This window comes from Ottowia sp. VDI28, assembly GCF_049532675.1.
Classification (GTDB): Bacteria; Pseudomonadota; Gammaproteobacteria; order Burkholderiales; family Burkholderiaceae_C; genus Ottowia.
The window spans coordinates 4326803-4345400 of record NZ_CP149820.1; the positions used below are offsets into that span (position 1 = coordinate 4326803).

Below are 18598 nucleotides of genomic sequence, written 5' to 3' on the forward strand. Positions count from 1 at the left end.
ATGCAGGTGCTCCATGAGGATGCGTTCCTTCTGGCGCTGGACAAACCCGCCGGCCTGCTGGCCGTGCCGGGGCGCGGCGAAGGCAAATCCGATTGCCTGGCCGCACGGGCGCAGCAGCGTTGGCCAGATGCACTCGTGGTGCACCGGCTGGATCAGGCCACCAGCGGGCTGATGCTGCTGGCGCGCGGCACGGAGATACAGCGGCGCCTCTCGGCAGCCTTCGCCGAGAGGCAGGTTCACAAGCAGTACGAAGCCATCGTTCATGGACACCTGCCCGCCCCCGGCACTGAGGACGGCTGGGGCGAAATCGATCTGCCGCTGCTGATCGATTGGCCGAACCGGCCGCGCAGCAAGGTCGAGCACAACGGCGGCAAGCCGAGCCGCACGCGCTGGAAAGCACTCTCGCATGACGAAGGGCGCGGCACCACACGCCTTCTGCTTGAACCCGTGACGGGAAGATCGCACCAGTTGCGTGTGCACCTACAGGCCCTGGGCCACCCGATCGTGGGCGACACCCTCTACGGCCCCGAAGATAGGGCCGAACGGCTGATGCTGCATGCCAAGGAGCTGTGGCTGGACCACCCTGAGTCTGGCAAGGCGCTCCATTTCGTCAGCAAAGTGCCGTTTTGAGAGCGTGTTTGTGATCTCCTCTGCAGATTCGCGCTTCCGCTCCCTGCTGCTCACCAAATCGATACCGCCTCTTGCCGCCATTCATTGAGGCTCGAGGCCCACCTTCTTCACGAGCGCGGCATACTTGGCCAGTTCGCTGCGGAAGGTAGCAACCGCTTGCTCGCTGCTTCCGACTTGAATCGAATTACCCTGCTTCGCCATCACGTCCTTGATGGCCGGATCGTCGAACGCCGCCACCACGGCAGCGTGCACCTTTCTGACCGCCGATGCGCTCATCCCTTTCGGCCCGATGACGGCTAACCAAGCTTCGACAGAGAAATTGGCAAGCCCTTGCTCAGCCAGCGTCGGAATCTCTGGTGCCGCTTGAGAGCGTTCGGTGGTCAAGACGCCAAGTGCCCGCAACGCGCCGCTCTTGATGTGCGGTTGGACGCTGCTGAGCGCGGCCGTGCCGAAATCGACTTGCCCGCCGATGAGGTCCGTCACCATGGGGCCCACCCCACGGTAAGGGATGTGCTTGGCTTTCACCCCGCCCGCGTCCAGCACCATCTCCGTTGCCAAGTGCAGTATCGTCCCGTTGCCGCCAGAACCAAAATTGAAAGTCGATGGACTGCCCTTGAGTAGTGCGAAGAATTCACGGGCATTCGTGGCAGTGATCTTGTGCGGGTTGGCCACCAGCACCATTGGGGTTTGCCCAACGATTGCAATCGGCGTGAAATCGTCCGGCATGCTGAAAGGCAGCGACTTCAACACACTGGGCAGGATCACGACATTGTTCGAGACCACCGAGAGAACGCTGCCGTCCGTGGGCGAACGCGCCAGTGTTTGCAGTCCCACAACACCTCCAGCACCGGGCTGGTTTTCCACCACCACCGAGGCACCCAGCACCTTCCCCAAAGCAGGCGCCGCGGCACGGGTCATGGCATCGACACCAGAGCCCGTTGCGTTCGGGAGAACGAACTTGATCGTTCCCGGCTGCGCCCAAGTAGCCGGCGAAAGCGCACCAGCGGCCAGCATAGCGGACGCTGAAAGGAATGCGCGTCGCGATGGCAAGAGGTTCATGATGTTGTCTCCAGTTTTGAACAAACTCGATGCTAGAAACCACGCCCTTCAATGCATAGTGCTCTCACGGCAGGCGGGGCATCGCGTCCTTCGCAGTCGGGTGAAACCCTAGGGCAACACTGATGAATTCACTACTATCGTTCGGACAGGTCCTTCGATGAAGCTCTCAACGAACAGATTTTTTCATCCTTTGATTTCAATCACTTAGCGACGCACCCCACTCTTCAGCGGAACGATCAAACAGCGTCACGCTGTTTGATCAAATTGCCATTCCTGCGCAAGCAGGAATCCAGCAATTCGGAGGCCGAGCGAAGCCATGGCCCGAGCCAGGTATCCACCCCCTCTGGCCGCGCCGAGGAGCGCAGAGCGTGGGGTGGGCAGGAGCACTGCAAGATGCTCCTGCTTCGTGCTCTAGCTTGCCGGCGTTGTTCGAGCGGCGTGAACGAAGTGAACATAGCGAGTTCGACGGCACCACCCCATGATCAAGCACCGCAGGTTGCCCGGAGCGAAGCGCAGGGACGCGGCAAGTGGGGGCGCCTTTCTTGGGTTACGTTCTTTGGGCGAGCAAAGAAGGTGACTGCACTGCCGGGGGCAATCCCGGCTTCCGACCTTGGATCAAACAGCAGAAGGTCAGTAAGAAGCAGAAAGCCGTTCAGATCAACCAGCCGTGAAAGCCCCTACGCCGGGCGCCCCCACCGGATGGCTGCCCCCAACCTTCCCCCAGCGGGGGAAGGAGCCAAGACAGCGGAGCCTACCGCTCGATCAACTCGCCTTTCGCCGCCCTCGGGGCGGTCAATACTCGCTCAAGGCAAACGGAATTGATCAGCGTACCCCGAGCGTGCTCACGTTCTAGGCAGCCCCTGCAGCGTAAAGGGCCGTGGCCTTCAGCGCCTGGCTGATATCGATGTCAGCGCTGTCAACCCTGGCGGCAACACCACGACCCCATCCTCATCTGCGACCAGCCAGGCACCGGGAGGAAAGGCGACACCACCGAAACTCACTTCCAGATCCATCTCGCCCGGGTTGCGGAGGCTTGCGCGATTGGGCAGCGTGCCCAACGCCTTCACACCAATGTCCATCGTGTCGATCTCGGCCGTATCTCTGATCGCACCGTTCACCACCACGCCGGCCCACCCGTTGCGTGCGGCAATACCTGCCATCACGTCGCCAAAGAGCGCTCCCGTGGCCTGACCAGCGCCGTCGATGACCAGGACTTTTCCATGCCCCGATTGATGGACGGCATCCCTCACCAAACTGAAACCATCTCGATAGAGGACCGTTCGGATAGCCCCCGCAAAAGCCCTTCTGAGGCCGAAGCCGCGGAAGTAGAGGTTTGCCGCGCGAGCCCCTTCGCAGGCATCGCAAAGATCAGTTGTCTTGCCAACCATGGTGGATTCGTGGTGAGTTCACGGAAAGCGCTTGAAGTTCGCTGAATGAGATGAGCCGCCCCGCGATGGCGCTGGCGGCCACCGTGGGGGGCTGGCGAGCCAGACCTTGCCAGGTCCTGATCGCCCTGGGAAATTCCGGTTTATCGCGCTGACCGTGACCTGCGCTGGATCGAGTGACGAACCTGGTCCGCAATTCGCACAGGCGCCGCAGGAAGGCTGCAAAATCTCAGCACCAACCTGATGGAATACCTCCATGTATCCCTGGGCCACACAGTAATCGCGTACAGCCGTGGTACCAAACTGAAGGTACAGCTTCACATCCGGCGCGACCCGCCATCCGTTTCGGACCGCCCAAGCCAGAACTTCATGGTAGTAGTCGAAATCCTCACGCTTTCCTGCCGTGCAAGACCCGCCATAGGCCATATCGATGGCAACTGGCTCAGGTAACCCGCCCAGGGCCACGCTATTGCCAGGATCCCCCGGGCGCGCCACCATGGGGCTCAAGATACTGCAATCCACCGTGATGGTGCTGAAATAGCGCGCTCCTTCATCGCTGCGCATCCAGGGTTCCAGTTGAAATTCGACGTTGCGGCGCTCCTTCAGGAAACGAACCGTCTCCGCATCAGGCTCCACGATGCCTGTAAAGCCACCGAGTTCGGCGGTCATGTTGGTCAACGTCGCGCGCTCGTCCGTGCTGAACCGGCGCACGGCTTCGCCCCCGAACTCAAAGACTTTCCCGACACCCTCGCCACCACGGATCTCCGGCAAGGCCAGCAGATGCAAGATCACATCCTTGGCGGTAACTCCTGGCGCCAGAACGCCATTGAGCTGAATCCGCAAGACGGCGGGAACAGTGACACGGACAGCGCCTGTGACAAAGGCATTGGCCATATCCGTGGTTCCGATGCCAAAAGCCACGCAGCCGAGCGCTCCACTATGCGGCGTATGCGAATCGGTGCCGGCGACGACCTGACCAGGCAACGCGTAATGTTCCGTGATCATGGCGTGGGAAATTCCGGCAACATTGCTTCCGTCGTCTTCCCGCGCTTCACGTTCAGTCAGCGTCCGGTGCATGCGCAACGCGTAGTCCTGCGCGAACTCCCGCTGCGCGCGAACCATCGCCATCACGCTGGGCACCAACCCTGCCTTGAGATGCGCCGGACTCTGCTCTACGTAGGAGGTGTGATCCTCGAACACGACGATGCTCCCGGGATCATTCAACGCCAATGTTTTTCCGAATGTGGCGTGCAGCATATGCGCGGCCATGCCGGTGTAGTACTCATGAATGAAGCGTCTATCCGCTCGCACGAATGCGCCCTGCCCTGGAAGCAACTCCGTGCCGGTTACTTTTGTTTGAAGGGTATGCCGCGCAATGATTTTCTCGAACAGCGTCGACGGGCCTGCGGGAGGCTTCGTGGAAAATGTGGCGTCGCGCAAGAACTGTTGTCCGAATCGAAGCAGCCCGCCCGCCCGCAGGATGGCCGCAGCCAAGCCGTCCCGGCCTTCGAGGACCTCATCGGCCGAAATATCCTCTCCTCGCTGGATTCGCGGGACCAGACCCAGATCGGTGGAAGTCAGCAAGCCGATGTTGTCGGCATTTTGCCGATAGATACGTTCGAAGCTCTCGGCAATCACCAACCGGACGCCCGCCAATTTCTCCGCCGAAGGGCTATGCTCCCGCGAGGATCCCTTGCCATAGCGCTTGCCGCCCACCACGACGGAGAACCCGCCTTCGCGGATCGAGGACGGTGCGACAGGCAATTCGCCGCCCGCGAGGAACCCTGTATACGGGTATCGGCCCAGGCTGTCATCAAAGCGAGACAAAACGGGAACGGGCGTAATCTCATCGGTGGAAACATCGTCCGCCAACTTGCCCACGTCTGCCATGGTCAAACTTTCGCCCTGTAGCTGACGCTTCATGATGCCGAGCGAACGGCTCAGAAAGAGAACACGGCCTTTCAAGGAAATGGAATCCATTTCCAGACTCTATCCTCCAGCTCGGCTCTCCGGCGTTGCTGCCTTGGCACACCGGGCATCGCCTGTAGCGATGTGCTGGGGCGCGCAGCCTTTCTCAGGCCGAATGAAGAAGCACCGCGATCAAAGCTTCCACAGCCTTGGGGCGGGGCAGTTTCTGCAAAGCATAGACCCATAGCTCCCTGTCAGCCCATGGCTCGTCCAGCGGCCTGCGAACGAACTGTGCAGCCCCCGCAAAGGCAGCAGCCGCACTTTCCGGAACAATGGCCACACCCAGCCCGGCATCCACCATACGGCAGGCGGCGTCAAAGCCATCGACGCTCACCTTGGGGTGAAATGGCATCCGCGCTGCCTCCGCCGCCTCGGTAATGACCTGATCCAGTGCGCCGCCGCGCTGAACCCCTACGAGGCCACACTCCAAAGCCTTCCGGAAATGGATCTTCGTCTCGGCTGCCAAGGCATGATTCGCCGGCAACAAGACAATCAGCGGGTCGGAGACGAACCGCCAGGCATCCAGACCTCTGGCAACTTCTGTCGCGACTCCGACACCAACGTCAGCCCGGTCGTCGAGGCAGGCACGTACGACGTCCTTGGTCCGGTGCTCGCTCAACTCAATGGAAACCCCGGGGTACAGATCACTGAACTGCCGCAAGCGCTCGGGTAGATAGCCGATCACCGCGGAGGGATTGGCATACAGGCGGACAGTGCCCGTCACGGCGCCGCTGATCGACCTCACGTCCTCCACCAATCGCGCCAAGTCCTGCTCGATCTGCCGGCCGCGCTCAAGGACGTACTTGCCCGCTTCAGTCAGCTCAATACCCCGCGCCGACCTGATCAGCAAGGTGGCCTTGAGAGCATGCTCGAGATCAGACAAGCGCCGGCTGAGAGCCGACGCGGCAATATTCTCCCGCTCCGCAGCCCGAGCGATGGAGCCCGCCTCCGCCACCGCGACGAAAAGACGGAGGGTATAGACGTCGAGGCGAGGTGTTCCCGAGGCAATGCCAGTGCTCATTCCGGCATCATAGTGGCGGCATAGGCAGACGTTGGTCACATGCGGGGGCAAGACACAGGATCGGGAGTTGTGAGTGGTTTGCGAATTTTCCTGACATTCAGCGCGGCTTCCGTGCTTCACAATTGAATTTCAAACTTTCAGGAGTTCCCAACATGAAGACTCACACTCCGTTCCGCTCCGTTTGCCTGGCTGCCGCCATTGCCATGGGCAGCGTTGCCATGGTGGGCTGCACCACCACACCCGCCGATTCCCAGGCGGCGCCCGGGGCAAACCGTACCTCCATGGAATCGCAAGTCGATGCCACGCTTTCGCGCCTGTACAACACCGTACCCGGTTCGCGCGAAATGGTGCAGCGCGCACCTGGGGTGCTGGTGTTTCCCTCGGTCGTGGGCGGCAGCTTCGTGGTGGGGGCCGAGTACGGCCGCGGCGCGCTGCGGGTCGGCGGACGCTCGGTGGATTACTACAGCACCACCGCGGGCTCCATCGGCTTTCAGGCTGGCGGCCAATCGAAAGCCATCATCTACATATTCAACTCCACCGAGGCTTTGAACAAGTTCCGCAACAGCAATGGCTGGAGCGCCGGTGCGGATGCCACCGTCACCATGGGAACCGTCGGCGCCAATGGCTCCGTGGATACGCAAACCATCCGGCAACCGGTGGTCAGCTTTGTGCTCACCAATGTCGGCCTGGAAGTCGGCGTATCGGTGCAGGGCGCGAAGGTCACGAAGATCTCGCTCTGAGAGCGTAAACACGTTCTGATCAGCGTTCCTGCATAGTTCCGGCGAGAATGACGGAGGACAGGGAACGGACTAAGATGGCCACATGTCCTCATCCTCCGCTCCCCACCTCTTCATTCTCACGGGCGCCTCGCGCGGCATGGGCTTGGCCATGGCCGAGCAGTTGCTGGAACCGGGTCATGCCCTGCTGTGCATCTCCCGGGGAATCTCCGAGGCACTGCCCACCCGGGCTGACGCCGCAGGCGCGCAATTGACCCAATGGTCGGCGGATCTGACAGAAGGCGCGGCAGTCAGCGCCCGGCTGGAGGAGTGGCTGGCGGCCTACGGCCCGAACCATTTCGCCAGTGCCAGCTTGATCAACAACGCCGGCGTCATTCCCACCATCGGGCCGCTGCGAGAGGCCGATGCCAAGGATCTGGCCTTCGCCCTGCGTGTCGGGCTCGAAGCCCCCATGCAGCTCAGCGCGGCCTTCCTGCGTGCCACCCGCGGGTGGCATGTCCCACGCAAGGTTTTGAACATCTCCTCAGGCCTCGGCCGGCGCGCCATGGCCTCGCAAGCGGGCTACTGCGCCGCCAAGGCCGGCATGGACCATTTCACCCGCTGCCTGGCACTGGACGAGGCCCAGGATGCCAATGGCGCCAAGGTATGCTCTCTGGCGCCCGGCGTGATAGATACCGACATGCAACGCCAGTTGCGCGGTGCGAACGCCGAAGCCTTCCCTGACCGCGGCAACTTCGAACGCCTGAAGAGCGCGGGCCAGCTCAGCTCCCCGAAGAGGCCGCGCGGCGTGTGCTGGCCTGGCTGCAGCGGCCGGATTTCGGCGCGGAGCCCGTGGCCGATGTGCGGGATGCTTGAACACGTTCTCAGAACGATCCCATTACCCTCGCGCCATCAACGGATGTTGAGGGAATAACGCCTTCAGGGTAGGTTGGCACCTGTCGGCCTCTGACAGAACAGGATCCGCGTCAGGCCAAGGCACATTCAAGTGCGGGTCGTTCCACGCCACGCCTCCCCGGCCCGAGGGGTCATACTCCTCCGATACGTCATTCAGATAATCAGTTTCCGTGTGGCAATAGAAGGCGTTGGCCAAGCCGCGATGGATGAACACCCTGTCCAGCCGGCCCGGGCTGTCGCCCAGCAGGAAGCGCACGGTGTGGCCGAACGTAGCGCTCATGGGCCGCACGTCGGCCACCACGCAGGTGGCCAGGCCACGAGGCACATAGATCAGCTTGTCCCAGGGCTCGATGTGAAACCCCTCAGCACCCTCGTTCGTGAACGGGAATGGTTGCCTTGCCGAAGCCGCGGCTCGCGGCCTAGGGCTTGTGCCAATTCGCCATGCTGGTAAGTGTGCTTGAAGTACCCCCGCTCATCGTTCACCGTGTCCCAGGTCAGAACCAACAAGCCTTCGATGGCGGTGCGGTGCACGGGCATTGAACTAGACAGAGAAACAGAGCGGCCAGAGAGTAAGATACATTTTATGACAAACATCCGGGCCACTGTGGTGATCCCCACTTTTGACCATGGCCCGCTGATCAGTCTGGCCGTGGACAGCGCGCTGCGCCAGAGCGTACCGGTAGAGGTTTTCATCATCGGTGATGGCGTGCCTGAGGCCCACAAGCCTTTTCTTCATGAACTGGCGGCGCGCGAACCTCAAGTGCGCTTTTTCGATCATCCCAAGAGTTCCGGCCGGGGTGAACGCTACCGGGATGCCGCGCTGGCACACGCCCAAGGCGAGATCGTGTGCTATCTATGCGACCGCGACCTCTGGCTGCCCGACCATGTGGCGCAACTGCTCGCCCTGCTGCAAGGCGCCGACTTCGCGCACTCGCTCCCCCTGCATGTGCGAGACGGGCAAGTCCTGTTCTTCCCTCTGGACCTGGCGCACCCGGCCTATCGCAGCCAGGTGCTCCGGCGCGGCAACCGGGTGCCGCTCTCCTGCGCCGGACACACCTTGAGCTTCTACCGGAGCCTGCCCGAGGGGTGGAGCGACACGCCCCACGGCCTGCCCACCGATTGGCACATGTTCCGCAAGTTCTTGTTCCGCCCCGAATGCCGCTGCGCCAGTGGCGTGTTGCCTACAGCCATCACCTTTCCCAGTCCCCCACGCAAGGACTGGCCGCCCCAGGCCCGGATGAGCGAGCTGCAGGCGTGGCAGGAACGCATCGTTGATCCGGTGCAGCGGCAGGCGCTGGTGCTGCAACTGCTGCAAATGGCCATCAAGGCGCGCGATCAGGAACTGGCCGCCTACCTTGGCCGCATCTGACGCGGATAGGCCGGCGCCGAGCCGTCCATGCGCCTAAGATCAATAGACCTGCGGAATGATGATCTCGTTGGGCACCGGGTGCCTCACGTAGTCCTCATGGCGTACGCGGGGCGGCAACGTGATCGACGGACGCTCGACTTCCCCGTAGCTCACCTTGCTGAGCAAATGGGAAATGCAGTTGAGCCGCGCCTTCTTCTTGTCGTCCGCCGGCACGATCCACCAAGGGGCCTCGGGAATATGGGTGCGCTCCAGCATCACCTCCTTGGCCTGCGTGTAAGCTTCCCATTGGCGGCGGCTCTCCAGGTCCATGGGGCTGAGCTTCCATTGCTTGAGCGGATCGTGGATACGGCTCAGAAAGCGCAGCTCCTGTTGCTCATCGGAGATGGAAAACCAGTACTTGATGAGCTGGATGCCCGATCGCGCCAGCATGCGCTCGAATTCCGGCACCGAGCGGAAGAATTCCTCATACTCGCCATCCGTGCAGAAGCCCATCACGTGCTCCACTCCGGCACGGTTGTACCAGCTACGGTCAAACAGCACCATTTCACCCGCGGCCGGCAAGTGCGATACGTAGCGCTGGAAATACCACTGCGTGCGCTCACGGTCGCTCGGTGCCGGCAGCGCGGCCACACGTGCGACACGCGGATTGAGCCGCTGCGTGATGCGCTTGATCACGCCCCCCTTGCCCGCCGAGTCGCGCCCTTCGAAGATGATCACCATCTTGTGGCCGGAGCTCACCACCCAGTCCTGCAGCTTGACCAGTTCGCCCTGCAGGCGGAACAACTCGCGGAAATACCGGCGGCGGTTTTCCTTGTAGTCCATCGAGTCGACCGTGATGCCGGAGATTTCATCGGCATTGCGGTCTTCGAGCTCCATTTCGAGCTCTTCGTCATACCCGTCCACCAATTCATGGCGCAGGCTTCGCATCAGTTCGTCTTCACTCAAGATTGATCTCCCCAGATCACAGACACGAGGGTTGTTAGGGTGTGTCATCAATTAAAACCCCCACGCGTTGCCAAGCTATGGGGCGCCAGGCTAGGCGTGGAGAGCGCCGTGTACTCGTGTACACAAGCGAGCCACAACAACGCATGGCGCCCCATAGCTTGGCAACCCTACGGGCTGGCTCGCCCTGCGGCGTCTACTTTGTCGGCAGTCTTGACCGTAGATCACTACGGCCTGCGCCTGCCTTCGCGTATCCATCCCCAGGGCGAGCCAGCGCGTGGGGGTTTTAATTGATGACACACCCTAGACTACCTTTCGTTTATGTCAACCTCGTGACTGTCACAAAGACTCGCCCGTTTGGATGCTGTCATACTGATGCGTTTGTCCGCCTCGGCGCCGCCGGGGCACGCCTGTTTTCTTAACCATCCACATTTCCCCGGATAAAAGGAGATTCATATGACCCGTGAAGTCGTTATTGTCAGTGGTGTGCGCACTGCCATCGGTACGTTCGGTGGCGCGCTCAAGGACACCCCCACGGTCGATCTCGGCGCCCTGGTGGTCAAGAGCGCTCTGGAGCGGGCCCAGGTTGAGGGCAAGGACGTCGGCCATGTGGTGTTCGGCCACGTCGTCAATACCGAGCCGCGCGACATGTATCTCTCGCGTATGGCGGCCATCAATGGCGGCTGCCCCAAGGAAACCCCGGCCATGAACGTGAACCGCCTGTGCGGCTCGGGCCTGCAGGCCATCGTTTCGGCCAGCCAGGGCATTTTGCTGGGCGATTACGACGTGGCCATTGGCGGCGGCGCCGAAGTCATGAGCCGCGCGCCCTATGCCAGCCTCTCGAACCGCTTTGGCGCCCGCATGGGCGACACCAAGCTGGTGGACATGATGATGGGCGCCCTGCACGACCCTTTCCACAACATCCACATGGGTGTCACGGCCGAAAACGTGGCTGTCGAACACCAGATCAGCCGTGAAGCTCAGGATGCCCTGGCGCTGGAAAGCCACCGCCGCGCCGAGCAGGCCTGGGCCGAGAACCGTTTCGCCGGCCAGATCGTGCCCGTCATGCTCAAGACCCGCAAGGGTGAAGTCGCCTTCGAGAAAGACGAGCATTTCCGCGCTGGCGCCAAGCTGGAAGACTTCCAGAAAATGAAGCCCGTATTCCTGAAGGAAAACGGCACGGTGACCGCCGCCAATGCCAGCGGCATCAATGATGCCGCTGCCGCTGTGCTGCTGATGGAAGCAGGTGCTGCCAAGGCGCGTGGCGCCAAGCCCCTTGCCCGCCTGGTCGGCTATGCGCACGCTGGCGTGGAGCCCAAGACCATGGGCATCGGCCCCGTGCCGGCCACGCAGATGCTGCTCAAGAAGCTGGGCATGAAGATCGACCAGATGGACGTCATCGAGGCCAACGAGGCCTTCGCCGCCCAGGCTTGCGCCGTGACCAAGGGCTTGGGCGCAGATCCGGCCAAGGTCAACCCCAACGGTTCAGGCATCTCCCTCGGCCACCCGATTGGCGCCACCGGCGCGCTGATCACCGTGAAAGCGCTTTATGAGCTGCAGCGCACTCAGGGCAAGTATGCGCTGGTGACCATGTGCATCGGCGGCGGCCAGGGTATTGCCGCGATCTTCGAGCGCATGTAAATCGGCTCAGGCCATTTTGGCTACGGCTACGGTTCCGTGGCGGCTGGCGCATTCGGCGACAGCCGCTCGGCCAGAGCGTCGATAAAAAAACGCACCTTCGCGGGCACCAGATGGCGGCTGGCATACACCGCCCAGATCGTGAGCGGTTCAAGGGCAGCGTCGCTCAATGCGATCTCGCGCAGCGCACCGCGCGCGAGATCAGCTTCCACGTCCCAGCGGGACAGGCAAGCAATGCCAAGCCCGCCAAGGCAGGCTTCGTGCAGCGCATCGATCGAGTTGGCCGTGAAGCGCCCGCCCACTCTGATCATGCGGCTTTCCTGCGCTGTACGAAAGGCCCAATGCATCGCAGCGCTGCTGGTCAGGCATTCATGACACTGAAGATCCGCCAGTGACACCGGTAAGCTGTACTGGTCGGCATAAGCTGGCGATGCCACGAGAATCCGCGGGTTGTCGGCAATGCGCCGCGCGATCAGGTTGCTGTCCGGCAGTTCGGCAATCCGGATGGCGACATCCATGCCCTCGGCCACGATGTCGATCACCGTATCAGTCAGCTTCAGATCGACCTGCATGGCGGGCCAGGTCCGCATGAAGCGGACGATCATGGGCGCGACGACCTGACGCCCGAATGCCAGCGAAGCGCTCACCCGCAACAAGCCCGCGGGCTGAGCCTCTCCGCCTCGGACGCTCGCCAAGGCCGCCGCCCTCTCTTCGAGCAGCGTCTTCGCGTGCGGCAGAAAGGAGAGGCCATCATCGGTGAGGGAAAGCGACCGGGTCGTGCGGTACAGCAGCCGCACGCCCAACTCCTCCTCCAGCGCGGAAATCAGCCGCGTGGCCTTCATGGGGGAAAGCCTAAGCCGGCGCGCCGCCGCCGCCAAGCTCCCCGCGGAGGTTGTTTCGACCAGCAGCGTCAGAGCATCAAAATCCATTACATCAAATATTGATATAGTCGAATATCATTTTCATACACTATATCTTTTTTAGATTAACCCGTATCTTCTGGTCATCCCCAACATTCACGCATCCAGCCCTCTTGCCTCCCGCGCCAGCGTGAAGGCCATATATCCAGGAGATTTTCGACATGTCAGACCAGCACGCCGCCACCAATAGCGCGAATTCCGGAACCCGCCTCGGCCTTGCCTCGACTTTCGCCATGGCCGGCGCCGCGGGCATCGGGGTGGCGAACATTTACTACAGCCAACCCATGCTGGCAATCATCCAGCAGGATCTGCCAGGCAAGCTTTCCGGGGCGATCCCGACGGCAACCCAACTCGGGTATGCGCTGGGGTTGTTCACGCTGGTTCCGCTTGGCGATCTCGTCGAACGCCGCCGCCTGATCGTTGCGCAGTTCGCGCTGCTATCGGTGGTGCTCTGCTTTGCAGCCATCGCGCCGAACGCGCTGTTCCTACTGCTGGCCTCGCTGGTCATCGGTCTGCTGTCCACGGTGGCACAGCAAATCGTGCCCTTCGCCGCGCATCTGGCCTCACCCGCGCGCCGCGGCGCCACGGTCGGCACGGTCATGGCGGGTTTGCTCACAGGCATCCTGCTGAGCCGCACGCTCGCGGGATTCGTCGCCGCCCACGCCGGATGGCGGGAGATGTTCTGGCTGGCCGTGCCGATTGCCCTCGCGGCCGCCGCGCTCATGGGCGTACTCCTGCCACGCAGCGCGCCGGAAGAAAAGATGGCGTATGGTCAATTGCTGCGTTCCATCGGAGCTCTGTGGGCTGAATTTCCGGCATTGCGCCTGGCTGCATTGACACAAGCTGCGCTGTTCGCGGCCTTCTCGGTGTTCTGGACCGTGCTGGCATTCCGCCTCGAAGAGCCGGCCTTCGGCATGGGCGCGGACATCGCCGGCCTGTTCGGCCTGCTCGGCACGGTAGGTATTCTCGCGGCCCCGATCGCCGGACGTTTCGCCGACAAGCGCGGGCCGGCAGGCGCGGTAGTGCTGGGCACCGCCGTGACCCTCGCGGGCTGGATCACGCTCGGCGCTTGGGGGACGGTGATCGGCATGATGGTCGGCGTCATCCTGCTCGACTTCGGCATGCAGGGTGCGCTGGTCTCGAACCAGCACATCGTGTTCTCGCTGCGCCCTGTTGCTCGCGCTCGCCTCAACACGGTGCTGATGGGGGCGATGTTCCTGGGTGGCGCGCTTGGTTCCGCCACGTCCATGCTGGCCTGGAGCAATGGCGGGTGGGTGGCGGTCAGTGCCTTGGGCATCGGCTTCTCGGCCGCCGCCACCCTTCTTCAGCTCAAAGCCAGACGCCAGCGCACGTAATCTTCGCTCAAGCGTGCGCCTGGAACGTATCTACGATCGCTTAAACCTTCACTTCACAGTTGCGCACCACCAGCGTGGTGATCTTGGAGTGCGAGAGCACGCTTTGCGTCACGCTGCCGAGCACCAGCTTCTCCAGCCCGCGGCGGCCATGCGAGCCCATCACGATCAGATCCGCGCCAGCGGCATCGGAAGCCTCCAGAACGCCCCGCCAGATGGCATGTGATTCGACCACGCGCGACTCAGCCTGAACGCCTTGCGCGGCCATGCGTTCGCTCGCGGTCTTGATGGCGGTGTTGGCCTCCGCAGTGGCAGCGGTCAGGTATTGATCCTGCCCATACGCAAAATCAGCCCCCACACCGGTAAAAGGATAGGGATCAATCACGTAGATGATGGTGACGGCGCTGTCGAATGCCTTGGCCAGGCCAATGGCCTTGTCCACAGCGGCCAATGCAGTGGTCGAGCCGTCCACTGGAACCAGAATGTGCTTGAACATGATGTGCTCCTTTCACTGACTGATGAGATGACCTATTGTGTTCCTCTAGCCGGCCGTTTGCTTGATACAGATCAATTCTTAGAACATGGACACGTTCTTACGCTCAAACACTCACCGGATCAAGTAAATCTTCGGCACGCGGGATGAGGGTGTGTCATCAATTAATTCCCCCACGCGCTGGCTCGCCCCGGGGATGGATACGCGAAGGTAGGCGCAGGCCGTAGTGATCTACGGTCAAGACTGCCGACAAAGCAGACGCCGCAGGGCGAGCCAGCCCGTAGGATTGCCAAGCCAGGGGGCGCCATGCGTTGTTGTGGCTCGCTTGTGTACACCAGTACACGGCGCTCGCCTAGCCTGGCGCCCCCTGGTTTGGCAACGCGTGGGGGAATTAATTGATGACACACCCTAGCGTCCCCTGCGGACATGCCAGGCTTTTCGCGCACCAATCCCATACTTGGCTCGCAGCCTTTCTCGGAACGGGAGACCGTTTGCGCACGAGAAAGTAATCGGTTTCCATGGCGGCGGCCGTATCCGTCACCCGCACCAACCGCCCAGCCTCCAGATCCGCGGCGACGAAAGGCAGGCATGCCAGAGCCATGCCCTGGCCAGCGAGGGCGGCATCCAATGCCAGCGCCGTCTGATTGAACACCGCCCCCGGCAGCTTGCTGTCGGACTGCAGGAACCTCGGCCAATGGTCGTGGGCATCATGCAAAAGCGGAAGCGCCCGCAACTGCTCAACACTCAAGGGAAGCTTCAATCCGCCTACCAGGTGCGGGCTTGCCACGGCGATCAGTTCCTGGCGAAAGAGCAACCGCGCCTCCAGGTCGGACGGAAACGGCATGCGGGTCAGCCGCACGGCAATATCCACCTGATGGCGGTCGAAATCCGATAGCGCCTCGGTGGCCACGGTGCGCAACTCCACACCGGGCAAGGCCGTATGCAATTCGGCCAGGCGCGGAATCAACAGCTTGGAGGCCACCGTGGGCGTCACGCTGATCGTCACCATGTCTGGCTGCGCCAGGAGCCGGCCTGTTGATTCCGCCAGGGTATCGAAGGCACGGGTCACCTCTGCAAGATAGGCCGCGCCCGGTGGTGTCAAGGCCAACCCACGCGCGAGCCGCTGAAACAAGGCCATGCCCAGATGCGATTCCAAGGCGCGCACCTGCTGCGCAACGGCCCCTTGCGTCACGCCCAACTCATCGGCCGCGGCGCGAAAACTCAGCCTGCGGCCGGAAACCTCAAAGGCGCGCAAGGCATTCAACGGGGGCAGCTTTCGGCGGGATGAAATCATGATTGCGGACGCCACAGGCTAAGACCATAGTTTTTCTACACTCTATCGCATTAATTCATGACGTGAGAATTTTCCACCGAACCCACATAATTGGTCTGACTATCAAGCTATTGGAGATTTTTATGACTGTAGAAAAAGTAGCGCTTATCACCGCGGGTGGTTCTGGCATGGGTGCGGCGGCCGCCCGCAAACTGGCCCATGACGGTTATCGCATTGCCGTGCTTTCCTCGTCGGGCAAAGGCGAAGCACTGGCCAAGGAGTTCGGCGGCGTGGGCGTGACGGGCTCCAACCAGTCGAATGACGACGTGCGGCGGCTCGTTGATCTGGCGATGGAGCGGTGGGGCCGTATCGATGCCCTCGTCAATTCGGCTGGCCATGGCCCGCGCGGGCCTGTCCTCGACATCAGCGACGAGGATTGGCACAAGGGCATGGAGGTTTACTTCCTCGGCGCCGTGCGGCCTACCCGGTTGGTAGCTCCGATCATGGCGGCACAAGGCGGTGGCACCATTGTCAACATCTCCACCGCCTGGGCCTTCGAGCCTTCCGAGATGTTCCCAACCTCGGCCGTCTTCCGCGCCGGGCTGGCCAGCTTCACCAAGATTTTTGCCGATACCTATGCGGCGAAGAATGTCCGCATGAACAACGTCTTGCCAGGTTGGATCGACAGCTTGCCTGCTACCGACGAGCGGCGTGGCAGCGTGCCTATGGGACGGTATGGGAAGGCTGAGGAAATCGCTGCGACGGTGGCTTTTTTGTTGTCGGATGGGGCGGGGTATATCACTGGGCAGAATATTCGGGTGGATGGGGGGATTACTCGTGCGGTGTGACTTGTCTTGGGTCTCGCCTCTACTGCTGCTTTTTTAATAGCCTTCTGTTGTTTGAATTGAGGTCGGAGGCCGGGATTGCCCCCGGCGGTGCACCTACTCTTCTTTGCGTCGCCAAAGAAGAGTAGGCAGAAGAAAGGCGACCCCACTGCCCGCGTCCCTGCGCTGCGCTCCGGGCAGCCTGCGATGCTCGGTCAAGGGGCGGTGCTGCAGAACTCGCTTTGTTCACTACGTTCACGCCGCTCAAACAGCTGCAGCAAGCTAGAGCACAAAGCAAGGGCATCTTGCAGTGCCCTTGCCCGCCCCTTGTCCTGCGCTTCTCAGCGCGGGCAGAGGGGGCCCGTGGCTCGGGCCATCGCTGCGCTCGGCCACCGAATAGTCAGACCGCGCCCCGCTCGATGGTCTTGCTCCCTCCCTCTCTGGGGGAGGATTGGGGGCAGGCCATCCTGTGGGGGCTTTCACTGCAGTATCTGCACAACAAAAGCCCATTCGGATCAACCGCCGTGAAAGCCCCCATCCCTGCCTTCCCCCAGCGGGGGAAGGAGTAAGACAGCGGAGCCTGCTGATTCGCGGGCCGAGCGCAGCAATGGCCCGACTCAGGCTCCCCGCCCCTCTGGCCGTGTGTATGGACCGGGGACATGGTGGACACCTGTTCGGGGACATGGTGAACGGTTTTTTGGATATTAAACAATGACTCTGCCGGCCTGTATAGACTGATCGCGCAGATCAATGCGAGCAATTCGAAGGGTGCTCCAGAACACGTCATAGCATCCATCTTCAGTGGGATCGGCGCGCACGGCCACCTGCTGGCCTTTGAAGGCCTTGCCGACCTTCCAGAGGCGGTTTTTCCAAGAGATGGCGCCTTGCTTTTGCACCTGGCGCACCTGCTCGGCGCTGGCGTATTCAGGCTCTGCGGGCCGCTCGCAGTACGGCCTGGGACTGGTCCGGTATCGCACGATCGGCACTTGCATGTCCAGCGCCTGGTGAGGGCGTTGTTGGTTGTACACCTGGCGCCAGCGGTCAAAGGCGTGCTGGGCTTCGCTCAGGTTGGCAAGAGGCAACCCCTGCAGCAGCTCCGCCTTGAGTGTGCGGTGAAAGCGCTCATCTTTGCCTTGCGTTTGAGGATGGTAGGGCCGTGAGTGGCCCACTCGAATCCCCTGACGCATCAGCCACAGATCCAGGCTGGTGTAGTGACAGCCATCGTAGCCACCCCATGGGCTGCCGTTGTCCATGGTCATTCGAGCGGGCACACCATAGCGACGCATCACCATCTCAAGACGCTGCACCACGGTGGCTTCCTGCTCATCGCCGCACGCCTGCAGACACACGGCATACCGGGAGTGGTCATCAAGAATCGTCAGTGGGTGGCAGCGTCCGCGCAGCATGGCTACGTGGCCTTTGAAATCCATCTGCCACAGATCGTTGGGCTCAGGGTGCTCAAAGCGCCTCCAGGGCGTGGCTGCCTCACTGGCCTGACCCAAAATCAAACCATGGCGACACAAGATCGCATGCACGGTGCTCACTGCAGGCACTTTGACTCCTAAGTTCATCAATCTGTGCGTGAGCTTGCGTGCGCCCCAGGCGGGGTGCTCCTGGCGTAACTGACAGACTTGCTGCTCGAACTCAAGCGGGCATTGATTGGGTGAATGCTTAGGCCTGCGGCTTCGATCGCTCAAGGGCTGAAGCTGGCGAGCACGCTCAAGCCATTTGTAGCCTGTAGTGGGGCTAATGCCAAAGCGCAAGCACAGTGCTCGGATATTGGATTGTTCGTGCTGGGCGAGCGCTACAAATTCTTCGCGTAGGGACATGGCTGAGCTTTCCTGCCAAGGCATCGGTGACCTCCTATAAGGCTGTTCGATACCTAAGCTTGATCTGTTCACCATGTCCCCGAACAGGTGTCCACCATGTCTCCGGTCCATACAGCCGTGCCGAGGAGCGCAGCGCATGGGGCGGGCGGGAGCACTGCAAGATGCTCCTGCTTCGTGCTCTAGCTTGCCGGCGTTGTTTGAGCGGCGTGAACGTAGTGAACATAGCGAGTTCGACGGCACCGCCCCATGCGTGAGCACCGCAGG

At 61.9% G+C, this 18598-nt stretch carries 16 protein-coding genes and 2 pseudogenes; 7 read left to right on the top strand and 11 right to left on the bottom strand.

Annotated elements, in window-relative coordinates:
* On the top strand, window positions 1–630 hold the full coding sequence (locus WJU18_RS20600; protein WP_423455253.1) for an RluA family pseudouridine synthase: 630 nt from the start codon (window positions 1–3) through the stop codon (window positions 628–630).
* A gap of 81 nt (window positions 631–711) precedes the next feature.
* Here WJU18_RS20600 and WJU18_RS20605 read toward each other — a convergent pair whose 3' ends face one another.
* The 4 genes and pseudogenes from WJU18_RS20605 to WJU18_RS20620 form a co-directional block, all read right to left on the bottom strand.
* Window positions 712–1689, bottom strand: coding sequence for a Bug family tripartite tricarboxylate transporter substrate binding protein (locus WJU18_RS20605; protein ID WP_423455254.1), 978 nt, complete (start codon window positions 1687–1689; stop codon window positions 712–714).
* A gap of 884 nt (window positions 1690–2573) precedes the next feature.
* On the bottom strand, window positions 2574–3077 hold the full coding sequence (rraA, locus tag WJU18_RS20610) for a ribonuclease E activity regulator RraA (RefSeq protein ID WP_423455256.1): 504 nt from the start codon (window positions 3075–3077) through the stop codon (window positions 2574–2576).
* Window positions 3058–5054: pseudogene (locus tag WJU18_RS20615) on the bottom strand (aconitase family protein). Before WJU18_RS20615 ends, rraA begins: the two are co-directional and overlap by 20 nt.
* 94 nt (window positions 5055–5148) lie before the next feature.
* On the bottom strand, window positions 5149–6063 hold the full coding sequence (locus WJU18_RS20620) for a LysR family transcriptional regulator (protein WP_423455257.1): 915 nt from the start codon (window positions 6061–6063) through the stop codon (window positions 5149–5151).
* 152 nt (window positions 6064–6215) lie between these two features.
* Here WJU18_RS20620 and WJU18_RS20625 point away from each other — a divergent pair, with 152 nt between their 5' ends.
* Entirely contained in the window at window positions 6216–6803 is a 588-nt protein-coding gene (locus WJU18_RS20625) for a BPSL1445 family SYLF domain-containing lipoprotein (protein WP_423455259.1), read from the top strand.
* 82 nt (window positions 6804–6885) lie between these two features.
* A pseudogene (locus WJU18_RS20630) lies at window positions 6886–7655 on the top strand (SDR family NAD(P)-dependent oxidoreductase).
* Window positions 7656–7677: 22 nt separating this feature from the next.
* Here WJU18_RS20630 and WJU18_RS20635 read toward each other — a convergent pair.
* Together WJU18_RS20635 and WJU18_RS20640 are read right to left on the bottom strand one after the other, a co-directional pair.
* Window positions 7678–8130, bottom strand: a complete 453-nt coding sequence (locus tag WJU18_RS20635) for a dTDP-4-dehydrorhamnose 3,5-epimerase family protein (protein ID WP_423461059.1) — start codon at window positions 8128–8130, stop codon at window positions 7678–7680.
* A complete protein-coding gene (locus WJU18_RS20640; protein WP_423455261.1) occupies window positions 8025–8390 on the bottom strand; it encodes a dTDP-4-dehydrorhamnose 3,5-epimerase family protein in 366 nt (121 codons plus the stop codon). The genes WJU18_RS20635 and WJU18_RS20640 overlap by 106 nt, the downstream gene beginning before the upstream one ends.
* On the opposite strand from WJU18_RS20640, the gene WJU18_RS20645 reads away from it, so the two are divergent.
* A complete protein-coding gene (locus WJU18_RS20645; RefSeq protein ID WP_423455262.1) occupies window positions 8278–9063 on the top strand; it encodes a glycosyltransferase family 2 protein in 786 nt (261 codons plus the stop codon). The genes WJU18_RS20640 and WJU18_RS20645 overlap by 113 nt on opposite strands.
* Window positions 9064–9102: 39 nt before the next feature.
* On the opposite strand, the gene ppk2 is transcribed toward WJU18_RS20645, so the two are convergent.
* On the bottom strand, window positions 9103–9990 hold the full coding sequence (gene ppk2 / locus WJU18_RS20650; protein ID WP_423461060.1) for a polyphosphate kinase 2: 888 nt from the start codon (window positions 9988–9990) through the stop codon (window positions 9103–9105).
* Between the two features lie 471 nt (window positions 9991–10461).
* Here ppk2 and bktB point away from each other — a divergent pair, with 471 nt between their 5' ends.
* Window positions 10462–11646, top strand: a complete 1185-nt coding sequence (gene bktB / locus WJU18_RS20655; RefSeq protein WP_423455263.1) for a beta-ketothiolase BktB — start codon at window positions 10462–10464, stop codon at window positions 11644–11646.
* Between the two features lie 26 nt (window positions 11647–11672).
* Here the strand turns inward: bktB and WJU18_RS20660 are convergent, their stop codons facing one another.
* Window positions 11673–12572, bottom strand: coding sequence for a LysR substrate-binding domain-containing protein (locus WJU18_RS20660; RefSeq protein WP_423455264.1), 900 nt, complete (start codon window positions 12570–12572; stop codon window positions 11673–11675).
* A gap of 152 nt (window positions 12573–12724) precedes the next feature.
* On the opposite strand from WJU18_RS20660, the gene WJU18_RS20665 reads away from it, so the two are divergent.
* The gene (locus tag WJU18_RS20665) at window positions 12725–13918 is read left to right on the top strand and encodes an MFS transporter (protein ID WP_423455265.1); all 1194 of its coding nucleotides are present in this window, start codon (window positions 12725–12727) and stop codon (window positions 13916–13918) included.
* A gap of 40 nt (window positions 13919–13958) precedes the next feature.
* On the opposite strand, the gene WJU18_RS20670 is transcribed toward WJU18_RS20665, so the two are convergent.
* Complete coding sequence (locus tag WJU18_RS20670) at window positions 13959–14411, bottom strand: universal stress protein (RefSeq protein WP_423455267.1); 453 nt, start codon at window positions 14409–14411, stop codon at window positions 13959–13961.
* Between the two features lie 388 nt (window positions 14412–14799).
* On the bottom strand, window positions 14800–15702 hold the full coding sequence (locus WJU18_RS20675; RefSeq protein ID WP_423455269.1) for a LysR substrate-binding domain-containing protein: 903 nt from the start codon (window positions 15700–15702) through the stop codon (window positions 14800–14802).
* Between the two features lie 122 nt (window positions 15703–15824).
* Here WJU18_RS20675 and WJU18_RS20680 point away from each other — a divergent pair, with 122 nt between their 5' ends.
* Window positions 15825–16529, top strand: coding sequence for an SDR family oxidoreductase (locus tag WJU18_RS20680; protein ID WP_423455271.1), 705 nt, complete (start codon window positions 15825–15827; stop codon window positions 16527–16529).
* Window positions 16530–17209: 680 nt separating this feature from the next.
* On the opposite strand, the gene WJU18_RS20685 is transcribed toward WJU18_RS20680, so the two are convergent.
* A complete protein-coding gene (locus WJU18_RS20685; protein ID WP_423455273.1) occupies window positions 17210–18358 on the bottom strand; it encodes an IS481 family transposase in 1149 nt (382 codons plus the stop codon).
* Between the last annotated feature and the right edge of the window lie 240 nt (window positions 18359–18598).

Coding starts and splice junctions, on each gene's coding strand:
- WJU18_RS20600 (WP_423455253.1), top strand. CDS start 1: ATGCAGGTGCTCCATGAGGATGCGTTCCTTCTGGCGCTGGACAAACCC.
- WJU18_RS20605 (WP_423455254.1), bottom strand. CDS start 1,689: ATGAACCTCTTGCCATCGCGACGCGCATTCCTTTCAGCGTCCGCTATG.
- rraA (WP_423455256.1), bottom strand. CDS start 3,077: ATGGTTGGCAAGACAACTGATCTTTGCGATGCCTGCGAAGGGGCTCGC.
- WJU18_RS20620 (WP_423455257.1), bottom strand. CDS start 6,063: ATGAGCACTGGCATTGCCTCGGGAACACCTCGCCTCGACGTCTATACC.
- WJU18_RS20625 (WP_423455259.1), top strand. CDS start 6,216: ATGAAGACTCACACTCCGTTCCGCTCCGTTTGCCTGGCTGCCGCCATT.
- WJU18_RS20645 (WP_423455262.1), top strand. CDS start 8,278: ATGACAAACATCCGGGCCACTGTGGTGATCCCCACTTTTGACCATGGC.
- WJU18_RS20640 (WP_423455261.1), bottom strand. CDS start 8,390: ATGATGAAAACCTCTACCGGTACGCTCTGGCGCAGCGCGCTGTCCACG.
- ppk2 (WP_423461060.1), bottom strand. CDS start 9,990: ATGCGAAGCCTGCGCCATGAATTGGTGGACGGGTATGACGAAGAGCTC.
- bktB (WP_423455263.1), top strand. CDS start 10,462: ATGACCCGTGAAGTCGTTATTGTCAGTGGTGTGCGCACTGCCATCGGT.
- WJU18_RS20660 (WP_423455264.1), bottom strand. CDS start 12,572: ATGGATTTTGATGCTCTGACGCTGCTGGTCGAAACAACCTCCGCGGGG.
- WJU18_RS20665 (WP_423455265.1), top strand. CDS start 12,725: ATGTCAGACCAGCACGCCGCCACCAATAGCGCGAATTCCGGAACCCGC.
- WJU18_RS20670 (WP_423455267.1), bottom strand. CDS start 14,411: ATGTTCAAGCACATTCTGGTTCCAGTGGACGGCTCGACCACTGCATTG.
- WJU18_RS20675 (WP_423455269.1), bottom strand. CDS start 15,702: ATGATTTCATCCCGCCGAAAGCTGCCCCCGTTGAATGCCTTGCGCGCC.
- WJU18_RS20680 (WP_423455271.1), top strand. CDS start 15,825: ATGACTGTAGAAAAAGTAGCGCTTATCACCGCGGGTGGTTCTGGCATG.
- WJU18_RS20685 (WP_423455273.1), bottom strand. CDS start 18,358: ATGCCTTGGCAGGAAAGCTCAGCCATGTCCCTACGCGAAGAATTTGTA.